21 protein-coding genes are annotated in these 19103 nt (G+C 68.1%); 12 read left to right on the forward strand and 9 right to left on the reverse strand.

The window, feature by feature from the left end:
• The first annotated feature begins 124 nt into the window (after positions 1-124).
• From AVCA_RS18745 to AVCA_RS18760, 4 genes are all read left to right on the forward strand, one after another.
• Positions 125-1087, forward strand: coding sequence for a 2-hydroxyacid dehydrogenase (locus AVCA_RS18745; protein WP_012702629.1), 963 nt, complete (start codon positions 125-127; stop codon positions 1085-1087).
• Between the two features lie 42 nt (positions 1088-1129).
• Positions 1130-2131, forward strand: a complete 1002-nt coding sequence (locus tag AVCA_RS18750; RefSeq protein ID WP_012702630.1) for a methyltransferase — start codon at positions 1130-1132, stop codon at positions 2129-2131.
• Between the two features lie 238 nt (positions 2132-2369).
• Entirely contained in the window at positions 2370-2951 is a 582-nt protein-coding gene (locus AVCA_RS18755) for a TMEM165/GDT1 family protein (RefSeq protein ID WP_012702631.1), read from the forward strand.
• A gap of 225 nt (positions 2952-3176) precedes the next feature.
• Positions 3177-3761 (forward strand): TMEM165/GDT1 family protein, encoded by a 585-nt coding sequence (locus AVCA_RS18760; protein WP_012702632.1) that lies wholly within the window; start codon positions 3177-3179, stop codon positions 3759-3761.
• Positions 3762-3798: 37 nt separating this feature from the next.
• On the opposite strand, the gene AVCA_RS18765 is transcribed toward AVCA_RS18760, so the two are convergent.
• Both AVCA_RS18765 and AVCA_RS18770 read right to left on the reverse strand, forming a co-directional pair.
• Entirely contained in the window at positions 3799-4620 is an 822-nt protein-coding gene (locus AVCA_RS18765; protein ID WP_012702633.1) for a M48 family metallopeptidase, read from the reverse strand.
• Positions 4621-4774: 154 nt separating this feature from the next.
• Complete coding sequence (locus AVCA_RS18770) at positions 4775-5392, reverse strand: SOS response-associated peptidase (protein WP_012702634.1); 618 nt, start codon at positions 5390-5392, stop codon at positions 4775-4777.
• Positions 5393-5611: 219 nt separating this feature from the next.
• On the opposite strand from AVCA_RS18770, the gene AVCA_RS18775 reads away from it, so the two are divergent.
• Positions 5612-6778, forward strand: coding sequence for a 1-acyl-sn-glycerol-3-phosphate acyltransferase (locus AVCA_RS18775; RefSeq protein WP_012702635.1), 1167 nt, complete (start codon positions 5612-5614; stop codon positions 6776-6778).
• Positions 6779-6793: 15 nt separating this feature from the next.
• Here AVCA_RS18775 and AVCA_RS18780 read toward each other — a convergent pair whose 3' ends face one another.
• Positions 6794-7075 carry a hypothetical protein gene (locus tag AVCA_RS18780; protein ID WP_012702636.1) on the reverse strand — a complete coding sequence of 94 codons (282 nt, stop codon included), beginning with the start codon at positions 7073-7075 and terminating at the stop codon, positions 6794-6796.
• Between the two features lie 366 nt (positions 7076-7441).
• On the opposite strand from AVCA_RS18780, the gene AVCA_RS18785 reads away from it, so the two are divergent.
• The gene (locus AVCA_RS18785; RefSeq protein ID WP_012702637.1) at positions 7442-7624 is read left to right on the forward strand and encodes a hypothetical protein; all 183 of its coding nucleotides are present in this window, start codon (positions 7442-7444) and stop codon (positions 7622-7624) included.
• A 91-nt stretch (positions 7625-7715) separates the two neighbouring features.
• On the opposite strand, the gene AVCA_RS18790 is transcribed toward AVCA_RS18785, so the two are convergent.
• Entirely contained in the window at positions 7716-8309 is a 594-nt protein-coding gene (locus AVCA_RS18790) for a YajG family lipoprotein (RefSeq protein ID WP_012702638.1), read from the reverse strand.
• A gap of 169 nt (positions 8310-8478) precedes the next feature.
• Positions 8479-8775, reverse strand: a complete 297-nt coding sequence (locus AVCA_RS26175; RefSeq protein ID WP_139239922.1) for a hypothetical protein — start codon at positions 8773-8775, stop codon at positions 8479-8481.
• A gap of 64 nt (positions 8776-8839) precedes the next feature.
• On the opposite strand from AVCA_RS26175, the gene mqo reads away from it, so the two are divergent.
• On the forward strand, positions 8840-10615 hold the full coding sequence (mqo, locus tag AVCA_RS18795) for a malate dehydrogenase (quinone) (RefSeq protein ID WP_373860938.1): 1776 nt from the start codon (positions 8840-8842) through the stop codon (positions 10613-10615).
• 69 nt (positions 10616-10684) lie between these two features.
• Here the strand turns inward: mqo and AVCA_RS18800 are convergent, their stop codons facing one another.
• Complete coding sequence (locus AVCA_RS18800; protein WP_012702640.1) at positions 10685-10975, reverse strand: PA4642 family protein; 291 nt, start codon at positions 10973-10975, stop codon at positions 10685-10687.
• Between the two features lie 61 nt (positions 10976-11036).
• Positions 11037-11594 carry a hypoxanthine-guanine phosphoribosyltransferase gene (locus AVCA_RS18805; RefSeq protein WP_012702641.1) on the reverse strand — a complete coding sequence of 186 codons (558 nt, stop codon included), beginning with the start codon at positions 11592-11594 and terminating at the stop codon, positions 11037-11039.
• A gap of 190 nt (positions 11595-11784) precedes the next feature.
• Here AVCA_RS18805 and upp point away from each other — a divergent pair, with 190 nt between their 5' ends.
• Positions 11785-12423 (forward strand): uracil phosphoribosyltransferase, encoded by a 639-nt coding sequence (upp, locus tag AVCA_RS18810; protein ID WP_012702642.1) that lies wholly within the window; start codon positions 11785-11787, stop codon positions 12421-12423.
• A gap of 43 nt (positions 12424-12466) precedes the next feature.
• On the opposite strand, the gene hemH is transcribed toward upp, so the two are convergent.
• Entirely contained in the window at positions 12467-13483 is a 1017-nt protein-coding gene (gene hemH, locus AVCA_RS18815) for a ferrochelatase (protein WP_012702643.1), read from the reverse strand.
• A complete protein-coding gene (locus tag AVCA_RS18820) occupies positions 13480-14400 on the reverse strand; it encodes a TIGR01777 family oxidoreductase (RefSeq protein WP_041807398.1) in 921 nt (306 codons plus the stop codon). The genes hemH and AVCA_RS18820 overlap by 4 nt, the downstream gene beginning before the upstream one ends.
• A 186-nt stretch (positions 14401-14586) precedes the next feature.
• Between AVCA_RS18820 and AVCA_RS18825 the strand changes: the two genes are divergently transcribed.
• The 4 genes from AVCA_RS18825 (at position 14587) to AVCA_RS18840 (ending at position 19102) form a co-directional block, all read left to right on the forward strand.
• Positions 14587-15576, forward strand: coding sequence for an NAD(P)/FAD-dependent oxidoreductase (locus AVCA_RS18825; RefSeq protein WP_012702645.1), 990 nt, complete (start codon positions 14587-14589; stop codon positions 15574-15576).
• 230 nt (positions 15577-15806) lie between these two features.
• The gene (locus AVCA_RS18830; protein WP_012702646.1) at positions 15807-16760 is read left to right on the forward strand and encodes a YbgA family protein; all 954 of its coding nucleotides are present in this window, start codon (positions 15807-15809) and stop codon (positions 16758-16760) included.
• A 3-nt stretch (positions 16761-16763) separates the two neighbouring features.
• Positions 16764-17708 (forward strand): MerR family transcriptional regulator, encoded by a 945-nt coding sequence (locus AVCA_RS18835; protein ID WP_012702647.1) that lies wholly within the window; start codon positions 16764-16766, stop codon positions 17706-17708.
• Positions 17696-19102 carry a cryptochrome/photolyase family protein gene (locus AVCA_RS18840; protein WP_012702648.1) on the forward strand — a complete coding sequence of 469 codons (1407 nt, stop codon included), beginning with the start codon at positions 17696-17698 and terminating at the stop codon, positions 19100-19102. Before AVCA_RS18835 ends, AVCA_RS18840 begins: the two co-directional genes overlap by 13 nt.
• The last annotated feature ends 1 nt before the right edge of the window (position 19103 follow it).

Below are 19103 nucleotides of genomic sequence, written 5' to 3' on the forward strand. Positions count from 1 at the left end.
GGGCAAAGCCTCTATTGTCCCCGTCTCCTCCGGACCGCCGCCACCCCGAAACGCCTTTCGCGCCGAATGGAACATCTCTGTTAGGCTCCCCGCTTGCCCCACTCCTCCAGCCAAGGAACTTTCGATGAACGCACGCCGCGCCGTCTTTCTCGATCATGCCTCCCTCGATCTCGGCGACCTCGATCTCTCCCCGTTGCGCCAGGCTTTCGACGAACTGCTGCTGCACGACGCCAGCAGCGCCGGCGAGGTGGCCGGACGGCTGCGCGGCGTGCGGGTGGCGATCGCCAACAAGGTACCGCTGGACGCGGACACCTTCGCCGCCTGTCCCGACCTGCGGCTGGTGCTGGTCGCCGCCACCGGCACCAACAACGTCGATCTCGCCGCCGCCCGGAGCCATGGCGTGACGGTGTGCAACTGCCAGGGCTACGGCACGCCCTCGGTGGCCCAGCACACCCTGATGCTGCTGCTCGCCCTGGCCACCCGCCTGCCCGACTACCAGACGGCGATCCGCGCCGGCCGCTGGCAGCAGGCGGCGCAGTTCTGCCTGCTGGACTTCCCCATCGTCGAACTGGAGGGCAAGACCCTCGGCCTGCTCGGCCACGGCGAACTGGGCAGCGCCGTCGCCCGGCTCGCCGAAGCCTTCGGCATGCGCGTGCTGCTCGGCCAGTTGCCGGGCCGTCCCGAACGCGCCGACCGCCTGCCGCTGGCCGAGCTGCTGCCGCAGGTCGATGCGCTGACCCTGCACTGCCCGCTGACCGAGCAGACCCGCAACCTGATCGGCGCCGAACAATTGCAAGCGATGAAGCCCGGCGCCTTCCTGGTCAACACCGGCCGCGGCGGACTGGTCGACGAGCAGGCGCTGGCCGACACCCTGCGCCGCGGCCACCTGGGCGGCGCGGCCTGCGACGTGCTCAGCGAGGAACCGCCGCGCAACGGCAATCCGCTGCTGGCGCCGGATATCCCGCGGCTGATCCTCACTCCGCACAGCGCCTGGGGCAGCCGCGAGGCGCGCCAGCGCATCGTCGGCCAACTGGCGGAAAACGCCCTGGCCTATTTCGCCGGCACGCCGAAGCGCCGGATCGCCTGAACGAGGGTCTGCTAAGCTGCGGGCTTTTTCCGAGGATATTCCATGGACCCGCGTAGCGAAGTGCTGTTGCGCCAGGTCGAGCTGTTCGGCGGCGACCTGCTGCTGGCCGGCCTCCCGGCCGACGACCTGCTCGGCCGGCTGCCCGCCGCCCATGGCTGGAGCTGGCACGCCGGAGAGCATGCGGCGCTGACCGCGCGCTTCGCCGGCCGCTGCCGGTTCGGCGTCGCCCCCGACGAGCGGCCCTTCGCCGCCGCCGTGCTGTTCCTGCCCAAGTCCGCCGAACTGGCCCGCTACCTGCTCGACAGCCTGGCCGCCCGCCTGCCCGGCGGCGAGTTGTACCTGGTGGGGGAAAAGCGCGGCGGCATCGAGAGCGCCGCCCGCCAGTTGCAAGCCTTCGGCCGGCCGCGCAAGCTGGACAGCGCCCGCCACTGCCAGTTGTGGCAAGTGACGGTGGAACAGGCGCCAGCACTTCCCGTACTGGAGGAGCGCGCCCAGCGCTATCGGCTGCAAGCGACCGACGGCCCGCTCGAAGTGGTCAGTCTGCCCGGGGTGTTCAGCCATGGCCGCCTCGACCGCGGCACGGCCCTGCTCCTCGAACGGCTCGACGGTCTGCCGCCGGGGGATCTGCTCGACTTCGGCTGCGGTGCCGGGGTGCTCGGCGCGCTGCTCAAGCGGCGCTATCCGCAGAGCCGGGTGATCCTACTGGACGTCGACGCCTTCGCCCTGGCCAGCAGTCGCCTGACCTTGGCGGCCAACGGCCTGGAAGCGCAGACGATCGCCGGCGACGGCATCCGGGACGCGCCCGACGGACTGGCGGCGATCGTCAGCAACCCACCGTTCCACCAGGGCGTGCACACCGACTACCGGGCCACCGAGGACCTGCTGCGCGAGGCCGCCCGGCACCTGCGTCCCGGCGGCGAGCTGCGCCTGGTCGCCAACAGCTTCCTCAAGTATCCGCCGCTGATCGAGCGTCACCTCGGCCCCTGCCAGGTGCTCGCCGAAGGAAACGGCTTTCGCGTCTACCGCGCCGGACGGGAACGCTGAACTTGCCCGCCGCCCGCCGCTTCGGCACAATGCGCGCCGTCCTGGGGGAGTAGTCTCCCGCGAGCGACCGCTCGCCCGGCACCCGTCAACATGCTTGGCCCGCAGGCCATGGCGGGTGCGACCCCGGCCTCATGCAGGCCGCAGGGTTCGACAAGACCCATGACACGTACACCTCACCCGGGGCGGGGAGGCGTGCGTGTCATGGAAGAGTCGTCGACCCGCCCCTGCAGGAAATTCGATGGAATCCCTTTTCGTCCCTACCCTGATCGTTGCCCTGGCCGAAATCGGCGACAAGACGCAACTGCTCGCCCTGCTCCTCGCCGCCCGCTTCCGCCAGCCCTGGCCGATCGTCTGGGGCATAGTCGTCGCCACCCTGGCCAACCACTTCGCCGCCGGCGCGGTGGGCAACTGGGTCGCCGGGTTCTTCTCGCCCGCCGCGCTGAGCGCCATCCTCGCCGCCGCCTTCGCCGCTGTGGCGATCTGGACGCTGATCCCCGACAAACTGGACGCGGACGAGGAGTCCGGTCTCAAACGCTACGGCCCCTTCCTCACCACCCTGATCGCCTTCTTCCTCGCCGAGATGGGCGACAAGACCCAGGTCGCCACGGTGATGCTGGCCGCGCAGTACCCGCACTTCGTCTTGGTGGTGATCGGCACCACGCTGGGCATGCTGATCGCCAACGTACCAGTGGTGCTGGCCGGCAACTTCGCCGCCGACCGCCTGCCGCTGGGCCTGATCCGCCGCATCGCCGCCGCCGGTTTCGCCGCCCTGGCCGTCTACACCGGCTACCAGGCGATGCGACTGGCCGGCTGGCTGTAAGCCCTCCAGACGGGGTCGCGCTTGCCCGGCGCGGCCCCCTTGGGCACAATGCCCGCCGTCCTAGGGGAGTTCTCTCCCGCCTGTCCGGAGCCCTCGCCCGATCCCGAAGCGTGTGCGTTCCAGGCCCGTCGTACATATGCCGAAGGTATGGCACGCGTCCCTCACACCCGGGGCGGGGAGGCGTGCGTGTCCCGGAAGAATGTCACCCCGCCCCCAGGAAATCCGATGGAATCCCTCTTCATCCCCACCCAGATCTCCATCCTCGCCGAGATCGGCGACAAGACCCAGTTGCTGGCCATGCTGCTGACCCTGCGCTTCCGCAAGCCATGGCCGATCGTCTGGGGCATGTTCATCGGCATCCTCGGCAACCATATCCTCGCCGCCGAAATCGGCCACCTGGTCGCCGGCCACCTCTCGGAAGTCGCACTGAACGGCATGCTCGCCGTGGCCTTCGCCGCGATCGCCATCTGGACCATGCTGCCCGACCAGCGGGGCGACGACGACGACTCCAGGCTCAAGCGCTACGGTCCTTTCCTGACCAGCACCATCGCCTTCTTCTTCGCCGAGATGGGCGACAAGACCCAGGTCGCCACCCTGGTGCTGGCCGCGCAGTACACCTATCCCTTCTTCGTGGCGATCGGCACGACGCTGGGCATCGTGATATCCAACGCACCGGTGGTGCTGCTGGCCGGCAACTTCGTCGCCCAGAACCTGCCGCTGAAGCTGATCCACCGGATCGCCGCCCTGGCCTTCCTCTGCCTGGCGGTGTATTCGGGTTATCAGACGGCGAAACTGGCCGGCTGGCTATAGCCGGCCCGGCCCCGCTCGCGGGGCCGGGCCCTGCGCTTCAGCTGCCGCCCTTGGCCTGGCGGTACAGCGGCATGACCTTGGGAATCGCCGCCTCCAGCGCCGCCGTGCGGTTGCCCGGCGAGGGGTGGGTACTCATGAACTGCGGCGTGCCGTTGCTCTCCGCCTGGCTCATCTTCTGCCACAAGGTAAGCGCCGCGTTCGGGTCGTAGCCGGCACGGGCGGCCAGCTCCAGGCCGATCAGATCCGCCTCGCTCTCGTTGCTGCGGCTGTTGGGCAGGGTCATGCCGTACTGCACCGCCACGTCCGCCATGGCCATGCTGGCTTCCCCCACCCCGAGCAGCGCACTGGCGCCTTGCTTGGCCATTTCCACGGCATAGGCCTTGGACAACGCCTCGCGGCCGTGCTCGCGCAAGGCATGGGCGATCTCGTGGCCCATGACCGCGGCGATCTCATCGTCGGTCAGCCGCAGCTTTTCGATCAGCCCGTTGTAGAAAATGATCTTGCCGCCCGGTCCGCAACTGGCGTTCAGCTCGTCGCTGTCGATCAGCGCGACCTCCCATTGCCACTGCGCGGCATCGGCGCGGAACAGCGGTGCCTTGGCGATCAGCCGGCGAGCGACTTCGTCCAGGCGCCGGGCATTCTGGCTGCTGGTATCCAGCACCCCCTTCTCGGAAGCCTCGCTCAGCGTCTGCTGGTAGGACTGGGCGTACATCTGGTTGACCTGCTCGGTGGAGAGCATGCTGAACATGTACTGCTTGCGCTCGACCCCCACGGCGCCGCCACTGGTGGTCTGGACGGGCTGGCAGGCGACCAGCAGCAAGGCGGCGGCCACACCGGAGAGATAAAACGACTTGCCCATGTGGGTACTCCTGAAAGACACGGCCCGTATGCTAGGTCGCCGACACGGGGGCGACAACCGGGACCGGGAAACGAATGGCAATGAGCCAGCGACCCGCAGGCGGAGCCGGCAAGAGAACCGCGCCATATCGGAAAGTTCCCGTGGCGGCCTCGGCTCAGGCCGGTGTCAGGCACGCCGGGGCGTCCAGGCGCGGATCGTTGACCAGATCCGCCAGGGCCCGCTCGCGCAGCGCCGGAGCGGGCCGCGACAACAGTTCCTGCAGCGCGCCCATGGGGCTGGCGGCATCCAGCCAGAGCGCCTGGCCGGCCTCGTCGAGAATCAGGGGCCGGCGCTGACTGGCAGCCGCCTGGGTGACCATGGCGACGCTCAGATAGACCTGCCCGCCGACCGGATAGGCTTCCCAGACCGCCGCGAAATACAGCAACGGTGCCTCGCCGCTCATCCAGTAGGGGCGCTTGCGCACGGCGCCGCGCCACTCGTAGAAACCGTTGGCCGGCAACAGGCAGCGACGCACCCGGAAAGCTTCGCGGAACATCGGCTGCCCGGCCAGGGTTTCCGCCCGGGCATGGGCCGGCGTACGCGACAGGTCGGTCAGCCAGGCCGGGGTCAAGCCCCAGCGCGCCAGCGCCGCCTCGCGCGCACCGTCGGCATCGCGCAGCATCAGTACCCGGGCGGCCGGGGCGATGCTCCAGTGCGGCGCCAGATCCGAGGGAAAGCCGCGCAGGGCGGTCAAGGCCGGCGGCCAGCGAAACAGGGCATAACGTCCACTCATGACGACGGGCACTCGGGGGCGGGGAAGCGACATGGAATCGAGCTACCGTCCATTGTAGCGGCGACGCCCTCCGCGTGGAGTTCGACGGGTCGGTGTTTCCGGCATCGTGGACTCTCCCGAGTTGCCGCTATAATGCCCGACCGATTTTTCCCCGCGACAGGAGGCGCAGGCCCGCGCCTCCGCCTCCTTCGTTATCTATCCAGTCCTGATCAAGAGCACATGATGGGCGAATTCGATGCCATCCGACCCTATGCCGACGCCGAGGTCCCTGCCGTCCTGCAGCGGCTGATCGCCGACGCCGGCTTTCTCGACATTCTTACCCGCTTCCGCTTTCCGCGCCTGGCCGGGCCGCTCGGCTGGCTGCTCAAGCCGCTCATCGCCATGCGGCTGCGTACCGAGTTCGCCCGGATCGACAGCGTCGCGGCCCTGCAGACGAAGATCGAAACCTATGTCGACCGCACCATCGAGCGCGCCACGGATGGCGTGACCTACAGCGGCCTGGAGCAGCTCAGGCCCGGCAAGGCCTACCTCTTCCTCGCCAACCACCGTGACATCGTGATGGACCCGGCCTTCGTCAACTACGCGATCTACCACGCCGGACTGCGCACCCCGCGCATCGCCATCGGCGACAACCTGCTGCAACGGCCCTTCGTCAGCGACCTGATGCGCCTGAACAAGAGTTTCATCGTGCACCGCTCGCTGAGCGGACGACGGGAGAAGCTCGCCGCCTATCAGTTGCTCTCCGCCTACATCAACCATTCGATCCGCGAGGAAGGCGAGTCGATCTGGATCGCCCAGGCAGAAGGCCGCGCCAAGGACGGCGACGACCGCACCGACTCGGCGATCCTCAAGATGTTCCACATGAGCCGCAGGGACGAGCCCTTCGCCGAGGCGGTGAAGTCCCTCAACCTGATTCCGGTGTCGATCAGTTACGAATACGACCCTTGCGACCAGGCCAAGGCCCGCGAGCTGTACACCCGCGCCACCACCGGCAGCTACACCAAGGCGCCGGGCGAGGACGACCAGAGCATCGCCCTCGGCATCACCGGCTACAAGGGGCGGGTGCACATCCACTTCGGTGCGCCGCTGGAAGCGTCGCCGGAGGACGCCAAGCAGCTCGCCGCGGAGATCGACCGGCAGATCCTCGGCAACTATCGGCTGTTCCCGGCCCATCACCTGGCTTACGAGCAATACGCCGGGCGCGATCCCGAGCTGCAGGTGCCGACGGCGGCGCAGTTGTTCTCCGCCGAGGAGATCGCCCGCGCGGAGGCGGAATGGCAGAAACGCCTGGCCGCCTGTCCCGAGGAGCAACGTCCCTATCTGGTCCTGCAATACGCCAATCCGGTACGCAACCGCTACCGAGTCAAGGCCGGCCTGCCGCTGTAAGGATACCGGCGCCCCTCAGAGCCGGGTGCTGCTCCAGGAGAGGAGCAGCGCCAGCAGCAGGGTGCCGGCGCCGAAGCGATAGAAGAAGCGGTTGATCCGCACGGTCGCCGCCTCCAGCGCCCAGTTCCCCTCTTCATCCAGTTCCCTCTCGCCGGCCAGGCGTGCCAGGGCGCGCTGCTCGCGCAGGCGCGTGGCGAGCAGCAGCCAGCTTCCGGCAATGGCGAATAACAGGGCCACGCCATTGAGCAGCAACGCCGGGGAAAACGGCAGGGGGGCCCCAGGAACCAGCAATAGCATCGAAACCTCCGCATCGGTGCGGTGCGCGGAGGAACCGCGCGCACCATAAAAGGGAAAGACGGACCACTCTCCGTAGCGGGCCGGAAACCTCGCCGCCCACTGTCAGGTGCGTAAAATGCCCATCGCAGCGCGGCCCGACACCTTCGCGCGCCGCGCGGGGAGGCTGGCCGACGACTTGCATGGCATTCCGGCGCGGACAGAGAAGACCAGGACACATTCTATGCAAGCCAAGTGCCTTGCAAGCGTCGTTTTCGACCAATGCCCAGGGGCTCCGAAGTTCTGGTTCCGCCGTGAAACGGTCATAGCCGACCATCCTGAAGTCCTGGCCACGAGGCAAGGCATCCGATCAGCCATGGAGGAATCGACATGCAATACGCTGAACCCCTCGAATGTTCGACCGATCCGCAGGATGAGCTGGAAGAGCGCATCGGACTGGACTTCTGCGCCCATGATCAGGACTGGCTGGACTACTGCCGGCTGGGCGGCCACGAGCATTACGAACCGCCTGTCGCCGAGCGACCGGAAAAAGACTACGCCAGGGCCGCCTGATCGCATGCCGGCAGGCGCCGGCCGGAGCGGCGGCCGCCAGCTCCGGCGGGAAAGGCGCCCCGGCCCCGGCGAGCGGGCCGGGGCGCGCGCCTCAGCGCCCCAGCAGCAGTTGGCCGATGGCCGGGTCCTTGAAGGCGCGGGTCAGGGCATCGCTGAGCACGTCGCTGACCAGCTTGGTATTGGTCTGCTGATTCGGCGCCATGCCGAAGCGCTGGTTCAGCGAGGCGCCATAACGGCCGCTGTAGCGACGGCCGGCATTCTGCACATCGACCCGGAAGGTCGCGCCGATATCGGCCTCGGTGACATAGGTTCCCCCCTTCGGCGACTGGTACTTCAGTTCGGCCAGGGTCAGCGTCAGCTGCGGCGCGTTGTAGGCATTGGCCGAGGGGGTGAAACCGAGCAGGCGCAACGCCGTTTCGGTCTGGGTCTGCAGCCGGGGCAGCACGTCCTGTCCGCGCACGACGATCATGCTGGTCTCCGGATACAGACCGCCGCGGGTGCCCAGGTTCGGCGAAGCGCGTCCGTCGACCACCCGCACGACGACGGGCTGACCGGATCCGACCGCGGTGAGCGGCGTGTTGATCTTCGGCTCGGGGGTGATTTGTTGCGGGCTGAGGGCACAGCCGGCCAGCCCCAGGCTGGCGACGGCGATCAGGCCGAGCACTGGCAACAGACGATGCAGCATGCGCGATTCTCCAGAGTACGCGAAGGAAGCGCAGTATAGCGACAGCGACTCCCGCCCGCAGCCGACGCGAAGGCCACGGGGCACGGGCCGTGCCGGAATCGATAGCCTCCGAATAAAACTAAAGCCAAAGGGTCAAACTTGTCGATTTGGCGGTATACTCGACCCCCGATTATAAGGTCGCCTCCTGATCGGGCATCGTCATGCACAGCCGTGCAGCTTGGCAGGACCTCCCCAGAGAGTCGCCCATCCGCTGCCCCATGGTCAGCACCGTTTTTGCTTTCCGCCCATCGCGCAGAACACTTTCGCTTGCAAGGACGCGGCGTGTCTCGTTACGCCCCGGAGTATCGGCGTGCCGCAGACCACGACGAGCAAGGTTCATGCCTCTTGAAAAGGGCATGACAATGCGGTTTTTCACTACAAAAGAGTGTGGCGAATGAACGACGATGCGTTCCGAGCGAATATTCATGCTCCTTCGCCCATCGATGATCCACTGACCGAGAAATTGGGGTCTACCCGCTAGGGCCGCCCGAATGGATGCCGCGACGCGAGTCGCCGACTGCCGGATCGGGGTTCCGCCCGCTTCCCCGGCAGCCGCCCGGGTATCCCGCAGGAAGCACGGCCGATTCAGTCGGCAGGTGCCCGTCGAGGAACAACGGATAACAGGCCGGCCGGACAGCCGAAGCGTCATCCTCGCAGGCAAGGGCGCAACCCGATGCCCGAGGAGTCGGCACAAGGCCGTACTGCCAATTGATGTTGCAGATTTGGAGGCGTTAATGGCGCAGAAAAACTACGAAGTCGATGCGGTGCTGGTCGGCGCCGGCATCATGAGCGCGACACTGGGCGTGCTGCTGAAGGAACTCGATCCCGGCATCAGGCTGGAAATCATCGAGATGCAGGACTCCGACGCCCTGGAAAGCTCCAACCCCTGGAACAACGCCGGTACCGGGCATGCCGGCCTCTGCGAGCTGAACTACACCCCGCAGGCGGCCGACGGCACGGTCAAGGCGCAGAAGGCCGTCGAGATCAACACCAAGTTCGAGGTCTCCAAGCAGTTCTGGGCCTACCTGCTGGAACAGGGCACCTTCGGTTCGGCGCACTCCTTCATCAATCCCGTCCCGCACCTGAGCTTCGTGCGCGGCGACAAGGACATCGGCTACCTCAAGACACGCTTCGAGGTACTGAAGAAGCATCACTGCTTCGCCGACATGGAATACACCGAGGACCAGGCGACCCTCGACGAGTGGATGCCGCTGATGATGGCCGGCCGCGACCCGAACGAGCGCCTGGCCGCGACCCGCTCGCAGGGCGGCACCGACGTCAACTTCGGCGCCCTGACCGGCCAGTTGCTGCAGCACCTGGCCAGCAAACCCGATGCCGCCCAGAGCTACGATCACAAGGTCACCGGCCTCGAACGCAGCGATGGCGGCTGGCAAGTCACCGTCAAGGATCGCAAGTCCGGCGAGAGCCGCGTCATCAAGGCCCGCTTCGTATTCCTCGGCGCCGGCGGCGGTGCCCTGCCCCTCCTGCAGATGTCCGGCATTCCGGAAGGCCACGGCTACGGCGGCTTCCCGGTCAGCGGCCAGTGGCTGCGCTGCGACAACCCGGAAATCGTCAAGCAGCACCAGGCCAAGGTCTACAGCCTGGCTGCGGTCGGCGCACCGCCGATGTCGGTGCCGCACCTCGATACTCGCGTGGTCGACGGCAAGAAGTCCCTGCTGTTCGGGCCATACGCCGGCTTCACCACCAAGTTCCTCAAGCACGGCTCCTTCCTCGACCTGCCCCTGTCGATCCGCCTGGGCAACATCGGCCCGATGCTGGCGGTGGCCCGCGACAACATGGACCTGACCCGCTACCTGATCAAGGAAGTGAAGCAGTCCATGGCCGATCGCCTGGAAACCCTGCGCGGCTTCTACCCCGAACTCAATCCGCAGGACTGGCGCCTGGAAATCGCCGGCCAGCGCGTGCAGATCATCAAGAAGGATGCCGAGCGTGGCGGCAAGCTGGAATTCGGCACCGAAATCGTCGCGGCCGCGGACGGTACCATCGCCGCCCTGCTGGGCGCCTCGCCGGGCGCCTCGGTTTCCGTGTCGGCCATGCTCGACCTGCTGCAGCGCTGCTTCGCCGAGCAGATGGAGTCCGAAGCCTGGATCGCCCGCCTGAAGGAAATCTTCAAGGCTTCGGCCAAGGACCTGCAGGAAAGCCCCGAGCTGTACCGCAGCGTCCAGGCGGCCTCGAACCAGCGTCTGGGCCTGGTCGCTCCCGCTCAGGCCAAGGCCGCGCCCACGGCTGCCAGCGCCGACAGCTGATCGAAGCTCCGGCCATGAAAAAACCGCCTGAACAGGCGGTTTTTTCGTTTGCGGGGAAAGTCGTCCGGCTCAGTGCCGGGCGCTCCGCACGATCTCGATGTAAGGCTCGGCGAGACGCTGGTCCTGGATCAGCGCGATGAAGTCGTGGCCCCGGGCGTCCTGCGCCGAAAGGTCGTAGCCGACCTCGACGAAGAACCTGACGAAGCGTTCGAAATCGTCCACCCGCAACCCCCGGTAGGCCTTGATCAGCTTGTGCAGGGAGGGCGGCGTGGCGTCCGCCGGCTCGACATCGAGGAACAAGCGGATCTTGTCGTCGCCGATTTCCTCGCCAATCACCTGCTTCTTGTCTTTCTTGCCCATGCTTCGCTCCATTGACCAGTCGGGAAAGGGCCCATTCTAGCCGTCCCCGACAGGCGTCGTCTCACAGCCCCTTGACCGCATAGATGCCGGCGGCGTTGCGCCAGTAGCCCTTGTAGTCCATGCCGTAGCCGAATATGTAGCGATCCTCGCAGCTCAAGCCCACGTAGTCGGCCTTCAGGCCGGGCGAAGCCTTGCGCTGGTGTCGCTTGTCCACCAGCACCGCGGTGTGCACGGCCCTGGCGCCCTCGTGGCGGCAGAAGTCGATGATCGCCGCCAGGGTATGCCCCTCGTCGAGAATGTCGTCGACGATCAGCACGTCGCGGTCGATGAAGGCGATTTCCGGCTTGGCCTTCCAGAACAGGTCGCCGCCACGGGTCTCGTTGCGGTAGCGGGTGGCGTGCAGATAGGACAGTTCCAGCGGGAAGCCCAGCAGGGGCAGCAGCTTGCCGGCGAAGACCAGGCCACCGTTCATCACGCAGAACACCACCGGATTGTGCTCGGCCAGTTCGGCGTTGATCGCCACGGCGACACGATCGATCGCCGCCTCGACTTCGGCATGGTTGAACAGGCAATCGGCCTCCGCCATGACTTGGCGGATATGGGCGAGATCGACGGACATGGCATTTACCTCGGGTGGGTGGAGCATGAAAGGGTCCGCTGCGGCGGACCGGCCCCGGCAATCGAAGCGGGAACGTTACCCAGCGCTCCCGCCGCGGGCAAGTCCCACGGCCACCGCCGGTAGCCCACGTCACTCTCCGGCCGGCCGTGTTTTAATTCAGGCATCCCATCCCCGAGTGCCGGAGCCCTCCATGCCCATCCACGAAATCCGCCATCCGCTGATCCGCCACAAGCTAGGCCTGATGCGCCGTGCCGACATCAGCACCAAGAGTTTCCGCGAACTGGCCCAGGAGGTCGGCGCCCTGCTCACTTACGAGGCGACCAAGGACCTGCCCCTGGAGAACTACCGGATCGAGGGCTGGTGCGGCCCGGTGGAGGTGGAGAAGATCGCCGGCAAGAAAATCACCGTGGTGCCCATCCTGCGCGCCGGGATCGGCATGCTCGACGGCGTGCTGCGACTGATCCCGAACGCCAAGGTCAGCGTGGTCGGCCTGTCGCGGGACGAGGAAACCCTGGTCGCGCACACCTACGTGGAAAAGCTGGTGGGCGAGATCGACCAGCGCCTGGCGCTGATCGTCGATCCCATGCTCGCCACCGGCGGCTCCATGGCCGCCACCGTCGACATGCTGAAGAAGGCCGGCTGCAAGGAAATCCGCGCCTTGGTGCTGGTCGCCGCGCCGGAGGGCATCCGCTTGCTCGAACGGACCCACCCCGACGTGACCATCTACACCGCGGCCATCGACCAGCGGCTCAACGAGAACGGCTACATCATCCCCGGCCTGGGCGATGCCGGCGACAAGGTGTTCGGTACCAAGCAGAAGCCGAGCTGAGGCTCAGGGCCTGTCGCGGCTCACGCCCGAACCTCGACAGACCCTAACCCGGCGTACGACACAGTTGCGCCAGTGCGGACGCCCACGCCGGATGGTCGTTGAGGCAAGGCACCAGGATCAGTTCCTCGCCGCCGGCCGCCTGGAACTGCTCGCGGCCGCGCTGGCCGATCTCTTCCAGGGTCTCGATGCAGTCGGTGACGAAGGCCGGGCACATCACCAGGAGCCGCTTCACCCCGCGCGCGGCCAGCGCGTCGAGCTGCTCCTCGGTATAGGGCGAAATCCAGCGGGCACGCCCCAGGCGCGACTGGAAGGACACCGACCAACGCCCCTCATCCAGCCCCATCCGCCGGGCGAAACCTTCGGCGCTCCGCAGGCACTGCGCCCGATAGCAGCGCGCCAGCACCTCGACCGGCGCCTCGCGGCAGCAGTCGGCGCTGCCCAGACAGTGCCGGCCGCTCGGATCGGCCTTGCGCAGATGGCGTTCCGGCAGGCCGTGGAAACTCAGCAGCAGATGGTCGAACCCCTGCTGCAGATGGGGTCCGGCGCTCCGCGCCAGGGCGTCGAGATACTCCGGCCGCGCGAAGAAGGGCTCCAGCACCCTCAGCTCCAGCGTCAGGCCGCTGGCGCGCAGCACCCGACGGGTCTCCTCCACCACGGTGGTCACGGTGCTGTCGGCGAACTGCGGATAGAGCGGCGCCAGGGTCACCCGGCGCACGCCCTCCTCCGCCAGCCGGTTCAGCGCCGCCTCGATGGACAGGTTGCCATAGCGCATCGCCAGCTCCACCGGCCCCTCGTGCCAGTGGGCCTGCACCGCCTCCTGCAGGCGGCGACTGAGGGCGATCAGCGGCGAGCCTTCCGGCCACCAGATCGAGGCATAGGCATGCGCCGACTGCTCCGGCCGCTTGCGCAGGATCAGCGAGACCAGCAGGCGGCGCAGCGGCCAGGGCAGATCGATCACGTAGGGGTCCATGAGGAACTGGTCGAGGTAGCGGCGCACATCGGCCACCTCGGGGGAGTCGGGCGAACCCAGGTTGACCAGCAACAGCGCGTGATCGGTCATGCAGCATCCTTGAGTCGGTGGTCGCCCAGCAGATCGGCCAGGGCGGTATTGAGATCGGCGAAGCGAAACGCGAAGCCCGCCTCGCACAGGCGCGCCGGCACGGCGCGCTGGCCGCCGAGCAGCAATCCGGCGAGTTCGCCCAGCCCCAGGCGCAAGGCGAAGGCCGGTGCCGGCAGCCGCGCCGGACGGTGCAGCGCCTGGCCCAGGGCGCGGGCGAACTCGCCGTTGCGCACCGGCTGCGGCGCGCAGGCATTATAGGGACCCCGCGCATCCTCTTGATGCAGGAGAAAGTCGATCAGCGCCACCTGATCGGCGATATGCACCCAGGACAGCCACTGCCGGCCATCGCCGAGCGGCCCGCCCAGGCCCAAGCGGAACACCGGCAGCAGCCGCTGGAGAAAGCCGCCGTCGGGCGCCAGCACCATCCCGCTGCGCAGCAATGCGACACGCATGCCCAGTTCCTCGGCGCGGCGCGCCGCGTCCTCCCAGGCGCCGCACAGCTGGCTGGCGAAATCCTCGCCGACCGGCCCCATGTCCTCGCGCAGTTCGCGCTCGCCGCCATCGCCGTACCAGCCCACCGCCGAGCCCGAGACCAGCACCCGCGGCCGTTGCAGGCGCGTCTGCAGCCAGTTCACCAGATGCTCGGTCAGGGTGATCCGGCTGGACCAGAGCACAGCCTTGCGCCGGCGCGTCCACAGCCGCCCGGCGATCGGTGCGCCGGCCAGGTTGATCACCGCATCCAGCGTCTCGCCGTCCAGCTCCTCGAGCCGTCCGACACCGCGCACGGATGCCCCGCAGAGAGCGGGAACCCGCTCCGGCGAGCGGCTCCATACCGTCAGCCGGTGCCCTTCGACGGCCCAGCGCCGGCACAGGGAACGCCCCATCAATCCAGTACCGCCAGTCAGCAAAATGTGCATTGCCGCCTCCTCGCGTTGCCCAAAGGCACGCATGGCCCTACTTTGAATTTATGACGCTTTTTCGCTTTCGCACTTATCGATTTAGGAGTACAGATGAAGGAACACCAACCGTTGTGATCTGCGCCGGACGTACGGGGATGGGGAATTCGTCAGCGGCGCACCTGCTGAAGGGGTACGAGGTAAACCATGACTTTTCCTATTGCCATCATTGGCACAGGTATCGCGGGGCTCTCCGCGGCGGGGGCTCTGCGCGCGGCAGGACTCGAAGTCCAGTTGTTCGACAAGGGCCGGGGCAGCGGCGGTCGCATGGCCAGCAAGCGCACCGAAGTCGGCGCCCTCGACCTGGGAGCCCAGTATTTCACCTGCCGCGACCGCCGCTTCGCCGAGGCGGTCCAGCAATGGCGCGACCGCGGCTGGATCGCCGAATGGCAGCCCAGTCTCTACGACTCCGCCAACGGCACGCTGCGTCCGTCCCAGGACGAGCAGATCCGCTGGATCGGCACGCCGCGCATGAGCGCCCTGACCCGCGGCCTGCTCGGCGACATGCCTGTGCGCTTCTCCTGCCGCATCACCGAGGTCTTCCACGGCAAGCAGCACTGGATGCTGCAGGACGCCGACGGCAAGGCCTACGGTCCGTTCAACCAGGTGGTGGTGGCCACGCCCTCGCCCCAGGCGGCGCAGTTGCTGGCGGCCGCGCCGAAGCTGGCCAGCAGCGTGGCCAGCGTGGCGATGGAACCTAACTGGGCGGTCGCCCTGTCCTTCGAGCAGCCGCTGGACACGCCGGTGGACGGCTGCTTCATCCAGGACAGCCCGCTCGAATGGGCGTCGCGCAACCACGGCAAGCCCGGTCGCGCCAGCCAGCCGGACACCTGGGTGCTGCAGGCCAACAGCCGCTGGACCCGCCAGTATCTCGATCTCGCCAAGGACCAGGTGATCGAACAGTTGTACGGCGCCTTCGCCGAAATGATCGGCTGCACCGTGCCGGAGCCGGTGTTCAGTCTCGCCCACCGCTGGCTCTACGGCCGGCCGGTCGGCAGCCATGGCTGGGGCGCCCTGGCCGACTCCAGCCTGGGCCTCTACGCCTGCGGCGACTGGTGCCTGTCCGGGCGCGTAGAAGGCGCCTGGCTGAGCGGCCAGGCAGTTGCCCGCAAGCTGCTGCAACACCGCGCGAGCTGAGTTCCGCACCCCTCCCGCGACATATTCGCCCGACGGCCACCGCATGGCGGCCGTCATCGATGCCCGCCCCTCCACCCTCCCGTCGCGCGGCCATGCCATGTTTTCCTTCCTCCTTGCTCGGCCCTGTACCGAAAGCTGTACAAACTGTTGATCATGTACAGGAATGTACCTAAGCTCGATGCATACTTATACAAATCATGAAAGCTGTACAGGTATTCGCGAGGTCGTCCATGTCCACCGCCAGACCGAAGATCGCCATCAGCGCCTGCCTGCTCGGCGAACGGGTGCGCTTCAATGCCGGCCACAAGGAGTCGCGGCTGTGCAGCCGCGAGTTCGCCAGATATTTCGACTTCGTTCCGCTCTGCCCGGAAATGGCCATCGGCCTCGGCACACCGCGCCAGCCGATCCGCCTGGTGGGCGATCCGACCAGCCCGCGGGCGGTCGGCACGCGTGACGCCACGCTCGATGTCGGCACACCGCTCGCCGCCTATGGCGAACGCATGGCCGGCGAGCTGGACGACATCGACGGCTTCATCTTCATGCAGAAATCCCCGTCCTGCGGCCTGGAGCGGGTCAAGGTCCACCAGGCCGACAGCCATTCCGCCGAAGGCACTGGTCGCGGCCTGTTCGCTGCCGCCTTCTGCGCGCGCCGCCCGGAGCTGCCGGTGGAAGAAGAGGGCCGCCTGCACGACCCGGTGCTGTGCGAGAACTTCGTGACCCGGGTGTTCGTGCATGCCGAATGGCGCCAGTCGCTCGGCCAGAACCTGAGCCGCCGGACGCTCCTCGACTTCCATGCCCGCCACAAGTACCTGCTGATGGCCAGCCATCCGCAGCAGTACCGGGCCCTCGGCCGGCTGCTCGGCGACCTCGGCCGGCATGCGCCGGAGGAGTTCGGCCCGTGCTATTTCGCCCGTTTGATGGCCGCGCTGCGCCGATGCGCCAGCCGTGGCGGCCACGGCAACGTGCTGCAGCACCTTTGCGGCTACCTGCGTCCGGCCCTGGAACCGGGCGAGCGCGCGGAACTCCAGCGGCTGATCGAGCAGTACCGCCTCGGTATGCTGCCCCTGGTGGTGCCCTTGACGCTGCTCAAGCACCATTTCCGCCGCCATCCCCATCCCTACGTGGCCCGGCAGGTCTACCTGCAGCCGCATCCCGAAGAACTCGGCTTGCGCAACGCGATTTGAACGATGTCCGAAGAACAACTGCCCGTCTCGCCGCGCGATGAATCCGAAACCTCCCCCGAGCCCGGCTGGCTGCCGATCCGCGAGGTCGCTCGGCGGACCGGGGTCAACCCGGTCACCCTGCGTGCCTGGGAACGCCGCTATGGCCTGATCCTGCCCCGCCGCACGCCCAAGGGGCACCGCCTGTACAACGATGGTCATGTGGCGCGCATCCATGCGGTGCTCGCCTGGCTGAAGCGCGGCGTGGCGGTCGGCCAGGTCCGCGACCTGCTCGACCGCGAGCCGCCGAGCGACGCCGAGACGGCTCCCGACAGCCCCTGGCAGGTCTTGCAGGCCGAACTGCTCGCCGCCACCGAAGCACTGGCCGGCCGCCGTCTCGACGCCCTCTTCGACCAGGCCAGTTCGCTCTATCCCGCCCCCCTGCTCTGCGAGCGCCTGCTCCAGCCGCTGCTCGACAAGCTGGAACGGCACGAACGGGCCGGCGCCGGGCTGGAGCGCTCGTTCTTCCTGTCCTGGCTGCGCAGCCGGCTCGCTGCCCGCGTGCAACGGCACAACCGCCAGAGCGGCGGCGTGCCGTTGCTGCTCGTCGGTCTCGCCGGGCAGCCGATCGAGCCCGGCCTGTGGCTCTGCGCTTGGCTCGCCACGGCGACCGGCCGCCCTCTGGAGGTGCTCGACGGGCCCGTGTCCCTCGCCGAACTGGAGCTGGCGCTGCCGCGTCTGGCACCGTGCGGCCTGCTGCTGCATGCCGCCCAGCCGCTGACCGCGGCGCAGTTGCGCCAGCTCGAAAGCCTGGCCCGCGGCAATGCTTTTCCGCTGTTGCTCGCCGGTCCGGGGACGGCCGCACAGCGGGAAACGCTGGCGCGGCTGCCCGGCCTGTCGCTGGCCGAGAACCCGCCCGCCGCACTGCGGCTCCTGCAGGAGCTGCACGGGAAAGCGCCATGCGCCAGTTGATCTGGCTGCGCAGCGACCTGCGCGTCCGCGACAACCGCGCCCTGGGCGCGGCCATGGGCGCCGGGCCGACCCTCGCCCTCTACCTGCTCAGCCCCGCTCAGTGGCGCACGCACGACGACGCCCCATGCAAGGTCGACTTCCGGCTGCGCAACCTCGCCGAGCTGTCGCACGGCCTGGCAAGCCTGGGTGTGCCGCTGCTGATCCGCCGGGTCGATACCTGGGACGAGGCGCCCGCCCTCCTCACCCGCCTGTGCCATGAGCAGAATATCGTCCGGGTGCACGTCAACGACGAATACGGGGTCCACGAAAGCCGCCGCGACGCGGCGGTGGAGCGCGCACTGCAGGCGCAGGGCGTCGGCCTGCAGCGACACCTGGACCAGCTACTGCTCGCCCCGGACAGCCTGCGGACCCGCTCCGGCGGCAGCTTCCGGCTGTTCGCTCAGTTCCGCCGGGCCTGCCACTGGCGCCTGGCCGTCAGCCTGCCGGCAGTCGGCGGCCTGCCCATGGCACAGCCGCCGCTGAACGTCGTCGGCAATGCCGTTCCCGCTGCGCTGGAAGGTTTCGCCACGCCACCGGAATCCCTGCGCCGGCTCTGGCCGGCCGGCGAGATAGCCGCGCAGCGGCGCCTGCACGAATTCGTCGAGAACCGCCTCGCCGCCTACGCCGAAGCCCGCGACTTTCCCGCCGAGCCCGGCACCAGCCGGCTGTCGCCCTACCTCGCCGCCGGCGTGCTGTCGCCGCGCCAGTGCCTGCATGCGGTGCTGCGCACCGGCGGATTCGACCGTCCGGAGGCCTCCGCCTGGTTCGACGAACTGCTCTGGCGCGAGTTCTACAAACACATACTGGCAGGCCATCCGCGGGTTTCGATGGGCCGTGCCTTGCGCACGGAAACCGAGGCTCTGCCCTGGCGCGACGCTCCGCAAGAGCTGGCGGCCTGGCAGCAGGGGCGTACCGGCTTTCCGCTGATCGATGCGGCGATGCGCCAGTTGCTCGCCACCGGCTGGATGCACAACCGCCTGCGCATGGTGGTCGCCATGTTCCTGAGCAAGAACCTGCTGATCGACTGGCGGCACGGCGAGCGCTGGTTCATGCACCACCTGATCGACGGCGACCTCGCCGCCAACAACGGCGGCTGGCAGTGGTGCGCCTCCACCGGCACCGACGCGGTGCCCTACTTCCGTCTGTTCAACCCGCTCGCCCAGTCGCGCCGGTTCGACCCGGAGGGGCGCTTCATCCGCCAGTGGCTGCCGGAACTGGCGAGTCTGGACAACCGCGACATCCACGCACCGGCCGGAGCGCTCCGCCCCGCCGGCTACCCGCCGCCGATCGTCGACCTGCCGTCCAGCCGGGAACGCGCCCTGGCCGCCTTCAAGGCCCTGCGCCGCCGCGGCTGAA

Origin of the sequence: Azotobacter vinelandii CA, assembly GCF_000380335.1 — a bacterium.
In the GTDB taxonomy this organism is placed as follows: domain Bacteria; phylum Pseudomonadota; class Gammaproteobacteria; order Pseudomonadales; family Pseudomonadaceae; genus Azotobacter; species Azotobacter vinelandii.